This window comes from Elusimicrobiaceae bacterium, assembly GCA_028700325.1.
Classification (GTDB): Bacteria; Elusimicrobiota; Elusimicrobia; order Elusimicrobiales; family Elusimicrobiaceae; genus JAQVSV01.
In genome coordinates, this window is the sequence record JAQVSV010000099.1 from 1 (window position 1) to 6,364 (window position 6,364).

General features: G+C 57.3%; 6 protein-coding genes. All 6 read left to right on the forward strand.

The window, feature by feature from the left end; genetic code table 11:
* The coding region (locus PHW69_09435; GenBank protein ID MDD4005404.1) for a tetratricopeptide repeat protein at positions 1-460 on the forward strand (460 nt) is incomplete at its 5' end.
* Between the two features lie 65 nt (positions 461-525).
* Positions 526-1,773, forward strand: a complete 1,248-nt coding sequence (locus tag PHW69_09440) for an extracellular solute-binding protein (protein ID MDD4005405.1) — start codon at positions 526-528, stop codon at positions 1,771-1,773.
* Positions 1,770-2,975, forward strand: coding sequence for a sugar ABC transporter permease (locus PHW69_09445; GenBank protein MDD4005406.1), 1,206 nt, complete (start codon positions 1,770-1,772; stop codon positions 2,973-2,975). The genes PHW69_09440 and PHW69_09445 overlap by 4 nt, the downstream gene beginning before the upstream one ends.
* The gene (locus PHW69_09450) at positions 2,968-3,840 is read left to right on the forward strand and encodes a carbohydrate ABC transporter permease (GenBank protein MDD4005407.1); all 873 of its coding nucleotides are present in this window, start codon (positions 2,968-2,970) and stop codon (positions 3,838-3,840) included. The genes PHW69_09445 and PHW69_09450 overlap by 8 nt, the downstream gene beginning before the upstream one ends.
* Positions 3,841-3,844: 4 nt before the next feature.
* Complete coding sequence (gene ugpC, locus PHW69_09455) at positions 3,845-4,945, forward strand: sn-glycerol-3-phosphate ABC transporter ATP-binding protein UgpC (protein MDD4005408.1); 1,101 nt, start codon at positions 3,845-3,847, stop codon at positions 4,943-4,945.
* A 40-nt stretch (positions 4,946-4,985) separates the two neighbouring features.
* A complete protein-coding gene (locus PHW69_09460) occupies positions 4,986-5,954 on the forward strand; it encodes a hypothetical protein (protein MDD4005409.1) in 969 nt (322 codons plus the stop codon).
* Positions 5,955-6,364: the final 410 nt, after the last annotated feature.

Here is a 6,364-nt window from a genome sequence, read left to right on the forward strand (position 1 = left end):
CGTGCTGGCCGAAGCGCCGGATTCTTTCGAGGCGCTGCGGCTGCGCGGCGATATTCTGCTTGATAATCTTGATGACTGGAAAGCCGCCGCCGCCGATTATGACAGGGCTGCCGCGCTTAACCCTGACTCGGCCGCCACGCTGGTCAAACGCGGGCAGGCTTATGTCAAAGGCGCGCGGTACGACGGGGCCGTGAAGGATTTTACCGCCGCTATCCTGATGTCGCCGGAAAACGACGGGGCCGTCGCGGGTCTGGGCGGCGCGAGGATGCTCAGGGGCGAATACAAGGAAGCGCTTGAGCAGTACGAGCGCGCCAGCGGTCTGGCTCCAAAAAACGGGGAATATTATTTTATGGCCGGCAACGCCTGCCGTAAATTGAAACGGCTGAAATCGGCGAACAATTATTTTAAGAAAGCCTGCGATCTCGGTTTTAAAACCGCGTGCGGTTTCATAAAGAAATAGCGGTTTGTCCGGGCGGCGGTTTCGGGCGGTTGGCGGAAAAATCTTGCGCGGTAGAGCGGTGTGTTATGCGCTTTTTGAAAAACAGGTTTATCGGGTGTGCCTGCGCGGCGGCGTTCGCGCTGCTGGCGGCCGCCTGCCTCAAGCCGGTGAAAGCGGTTGAGGACAAGGATGACATTGTCGTGTGGGAGCAGGAGGACGCGGCTGTCGCGCCGTTCATTGACTCCGTGTTCGCCGACTTTAAAAAACTGCCCGGCAATGAAAAAGTGGCGGTGACGCGGGTTCACTACCAGAACGAGGATCTGCGCCAGCAGTTTCAGACGGCGTCCATCGCGGAAACCGGGCCTGACCTGATAATGTGCCCGTCGGATTTCGGGGGCGTGTTTTCTGTCGCCGGGTTCATTCTGCCGGTGGACGGGCTGTTCGAGCTCGGCAAATACAATACCGCGGTGCTCGACGCCGTCCGGCTTGACGGGCATACCTGGGGCGTGCCGATTTCCAACGGCAATCACCTGATGCTGATGTACAATAAAAAGTTTCTGCACCGGGCACCGGAGAACACGGACGAAATGCTGGCGTTTTGCGCCACGGCCAAAGCGCGGGGGCTTGATTACTGCATGGCGATGGACATGGGCGAGCCGTTTTGGCTGGTGCCGTGGCTGGGCGGGTTCGGCGGCTGGCCGATTGACGGGCACAGGCCCACGCTTGACACCAAAGCGATGCGCGCCACGATAGATTTCTATCTCGATCTGAAGTTCGGCAAAAAATACGTGCCCGAGGAATGCGATTATAACTGCATTGACGGCATGTTCAAGGAAGGCCGGGTGGCGATGATCGTGAACGGGGACTGGGCTCTGCAGTCCTATCAGGCCAGATTCGGGCAGGATTTCGGAACCGGGAAAATCCCGCGGAATTCCGCCACGGGCCTGTGGCCCGCGCCCATGATCAGCGGCAAATACTTCATGCTCAACGCCGCGCTTGCCGGCAAAAAAGAGAAGCTTGAAAAGATAAAAGAACTGGTGGAATTTTACACCAGCCGCGACAACCAGATCCGGCAGATTGAAGTTTTGAAACGGCTCCCCGCGCTCAAGGCGGCCAACGACGCGCCGCAGATAAAGGCGAACCCCGTGCTGGCGGGCTCGATGGAGCAGATACTGGCCGGCAAGCCGATGCCGCTCGCCACGGAAATGCGCGCCGTGTGGGACGCGATGCGTCCCTACCAGGGCAAGATCATGACCAAAAAGGAAACGCCCCGCTCCGGGCTTGAAAAAATGCAGCTGGACGCGGATTCCAAAATAAAGGAAATGAACCGATGAACCCGCTTCTGGCTTCCATACTGGAAGTTTTGCAGATGGTGCTGTTCGTGGCGTGGACGGCGTTTTTGATGGAGCTGTATCTGTGGTTCCATTTCAAAAAATACAGGGAAAGCTGGTTTGTTCCGGCGATGCTGGCCGGCACGCCGGCTCTGGCATGCCTGCTGGTGCTTTCGGCGGTGGGCAATGCGGTTTCGTTGCGCTCGCTGGCGGTTATCGCGGGAGCGGCGTTTGCCGCCGAAATTCCGCTTCTGTACATGTTCAAGGCTCATGTCAGGGGAAAATGGGCTTTGCCGTTCATGCTGATCCTGCCGGGCTTCGCGGGGCTGGCGCTGCTTATCGCATATCCGCTGGCGTTTGAAATTTATCTGGCGTTTTTCGATTTGAAACTGACGACGCTTAAAACCTGGAGCCAGACCGGCACGCTGCCGTTTGTGGGGCTGCAGTATTTCCGGCAGGTGTTCACGCTGTCGCCGCTTTCGGAAATAACTTTCTGGCAGCTGCTGTGGCGGACGCTTTGGTGGACTTTCATAAACGTGTTTTTTCATGTGCTGGGCGGTTTCGCGCTTGCGCTGCTTCTAAACAACAATATAAAGCTCAAGGGCGTTTACCGCACGCTGCTGATTGTGCCGTGGGCGATGCCGCAGGTGGTGGCGGTGCTGGCGATGCGCGGCGAGTTCCTGCAGAACGGGTTTGTGAATGAAATGCTGCGGCGGCTGGCGGAGTGGTCGCCCCTGCTGGCGGGGCTTGGCCTGGGGCCGGTGCAGTGGCTGAGCAATCATGCGTTTTTGACCTGCACGCTTATCAATGTGTGGCTAGGCATTCCGTTTATGATGGTGGTGATACTGGGCGGCCTGCAGTCCATTCCCTCCTCCTATTACGACGCCGCTTCGATTGACGGCGCTTCGGCCTTTCAGAAATTCCGCAACATTACACTGCCGCTTCTGCGGCCGGTCATCGCGCCGGCGGTCACGCTCGGCACGGTGTGGACTTTCAACAACATCAACGTTATTTACCTTGTCACCGGCCAGGCGGGCGGCACGGAGGATGCCGACATTCTGGTGTCCGCGCTATACAAAGCGGCGTTCACTTTTAACCGCTACAGCTATTCGGCGGCGTTTGCGATCGTCATTTTCATTCTGCTGTTCGCGATTTCGATGTTATGGCTGAAATTTTCCAGGGGCACGGATTCAGTTTATGAATAACGCCATACCATTCAAATACAGTCCCGAATGGGTCCGGTTCAAAACCGCGGTGCAGAAGACGCTGGTGCATGTGGCGCTGGTGTGCGTTTCGATCATGTTCGTGTATCCGCTGATACGGATATTTTCGGTATCGCTCCGGCCTGATGATATCCTGAATTCCGCTTCGCTCGCGCTTGTTCCTGACGGCGCTACGCTGGTTTCCTACGGCAAACTGCTTACGCAGACGCATTTTCTGCGCTGGCTGTGGAATTCGCTGCTGATTACGGGCGTCACTTCGATTATCGGCGTGAGTCTGGCGTCAACGGCGGGCTACGCGTTCTCGCGCTTCAAATTTCCCGGCAACAAGCTGGGCCTTACGGTTCTGCTCAGCACCCAGATGATTCCGGCGGGCATGTTGCTGCTGCCGATGTTTCTGATGATCATGAAGATGGGGCTGGTCAACACCTATCTTGGCATGATAATCGCGTATTCGGTTTCGTCGCTGCCGTTCAGCATCTGGATCCTGAAAGGGTATTACGATACCGTGCCGCGTTCCCTTGAAGAGGCCGCGCTGGTGGACGGCACCACCCAGTTCGGCGCGTTTTACCGGATCGTGCTGCCGCTTTCCACGCCCGCGCTGGCGATCGCGTTTCTGTTTAATTTCACCGCCGCGTGGAACGAATATCTGGTCGCGCGGGTCATTCTGGCCGATTCCAGCCGTTATACCTGGACGCTGGGCCTGTTTGAATTGCAGGGCCAGTTTATCACGCAGTGGGGCATGTTCGCGGCGGGTTCGATACTGGTCACGATTCCGGTGCTGTGCGTGTTTCTCTATTCGTCGAAATGGCTTGTTTCCGGCCTTACTTTAGGCAGTGTGAAAGGATAAAAACATGGCGTCAGTCACTTTTAAAAATACGCAGAAAACCTATGCTGGCGGTGTTACGGTCCTGCACGATATAAGCCTTGAGGTGCAGGATCACGAGTTTCTGGTGCTGGTCGGCCCTTCCGGGTGCGGCAAAAGCACGCTGCTGAGGATGCTGGCCGGTCTGGAGGAAATAACCGGCGGCGAGATTTACATAGGCGACCGGCTGGTCAACCATCTGCCTCCGCGCGACCGGGAAATCGCGATGGTGTTTCAGGATTACGCCCTCTATCCCCACATGACCGTGCGCGAGAATATGAGCTTCGGGCTTAAACTGCGCAAAATGGCGCAGGCCGAAATTGACGCGCGCGTAATGGAGGCCGCCGAAATTCTTCAGATCGTGCCGCTGCTCGAGCGCAGGCCCAAGGCGCTTTCAGGCGGGCAGCGCCAGCGGGTCGCCATAGGCCGCGCGATAGTGCGCAAGCCGAAGGTTTTTCTGTTTGACGAGCCGCTTTCCAACCTCGACGCCAAGCTGCGCGAGGAGATGCGCGTGGAAATCGCGAAGCTGCACAACCGGCTGAACGCGACGATAGTGTATGTGACGCACGACCAGATCGAAGCGATGACGCTCGCTTCCCGCATCGCCGTGATGAACGGCGGGTATATCCAGCAGCTGGGCACTCCGGCGCAGGTGTATTCGCTGCCGGACAATAAATTCGTGGCGGGTTTTATCGGCAGTCCCACAATGAATTTCATTGAAGGGGTTTTGGAAAATGAAAACGGCGAGCTCCGGTTTAAAAACGACGCGATGAACATCCTGCTTCCGTTCGACGTGTCGTTCGGCAACAGGCGCGACGACGAGCGCACTGTCATGCTTGGCGTGCGGCATGAAGGAATTTATACGGAAAAAAAGGAAGGCGGGAATCTGTCCGAAGCGATCAGCGGAAAAGTGGAAGTGGCGGAACTGCTGGGGCATATAAAAAACCTTTATCTTCTATGCGGGCAGGTGCGGATGCTGACTACCGCGCCCGCGTCGTTTGACAAGCGGCCAGGCGACAGCATGTTCGTCTGGCTGGATCTTGATAAAGTCCATCTGTTTGACCGCAAGACGGGCAAACGCATGGGCTAATATGCTATTTTTAGGTAACCTGACCATACGGAGGAAAAAAATGAGCAATGTTTTTGATACTGTGCTGCTGCTGGCGCTGCCCGCGTCCGGCAAATCGGAAGTGCGGCGTTTCCTGGATTTGCAGACCCCGGACGCCTGCAGGAAGGATTTCCATATGGGGCCCACTGTCCAGCTGGATGATTTTCCTTATGTGCACCTAATGCGCCGGGTTGACGACGAGCTGGAAAAACTCGGCCACAGGCGTTTGTTTTTCGCGTCGGGCGCGAAACCGTTTATTGACCCGATAGACTGGGGCACCCTGATAGAGCTGATTAATGAGGATTATGCGGATCTGCACTCCGCCAAAATCGAACAGCCCGCCAGCGCGGCCCGGCACCTGATGGACCGGATCGAACGCGCCGGCAAAAAAGTCGGCGCGCCAGCCCGGCTTGCCGGGCTGGACGAGGCGGTTGCCAAAACAGTCGCCGCCGCTATCGAAGAGGAAGCGGCGCAGCTCCTTAAGGACAAGCATAACGCCTATCAGCCGCTTGAAGGCAAGACGAAAGTTATCGAGTTCGCGCGCGGCGGCGCGCACGGCAGCGCGATGCCGCTTGAAAAACCGTTCGGCTACCAGTATTCGCTGGGTTGTCTGAGCGAGGAAATCCTGAGCCGGTCGGTCATTCTGTACATCTGGGTTACGCCGGAGGAAAGCCGCCGCAAAAATCAGGCCCGGTCAAATCCCGCCGATCCGGGCTCAATCCTGCACCACGGCGTGCCTATCGAAGTGATGATGAACGACTATGGCTGTGACGATATGGACTGGCTGGAGCGCAATACCGCGAAGGCCGGCACCGTTACGGTCAAGGCGCACGGCAAAACTTTCCACCTGCCTATCGCCCGGTTTGACAACAGGGTGGACAAAACCAGCTTCCTGCGCGCTGACCAGAAAGAATGGGATGCTAAAGCGGAAGCCGATGTCCGTTCGGCTATAAAAGCGGCGATGGACAAACTGGCGTCATTCTCCAGCTGAACCATCTTGCGGCGTATGGGGCGGAGAAGGGATACAATCCCTTCTCCGCCTTTCATTGAATTCCGCGCGTAAAACTCCGGTGTCGGCCGGCAATCACAATAATAGCCGGCAGGCCGCAAGCGTAGAGGGGGGTGACGCGCGTGGCCTTGCGTATACCGGGCGAATAATCCGCCGGCGTGTGCCGGGAAGATTCAATCCCGGAAACGTGCCGCGGCGCGCAGGCGGAATTCGGGTTAATAAAATTCCGTGCGGGTTTTAAGGCTTTTCATCCGGGTACCGCTACAGGCCAGAGGTATTACCGTTCCGTGCCGGTTTTAAACCTGACTATTCCGCGCGGCTTGCCGCGACGGGCTTTCTTTTTTGCTGGTTTCATTCCGGTACCGGGTAGTTTTGCCGTGCGGAGGCGGCGG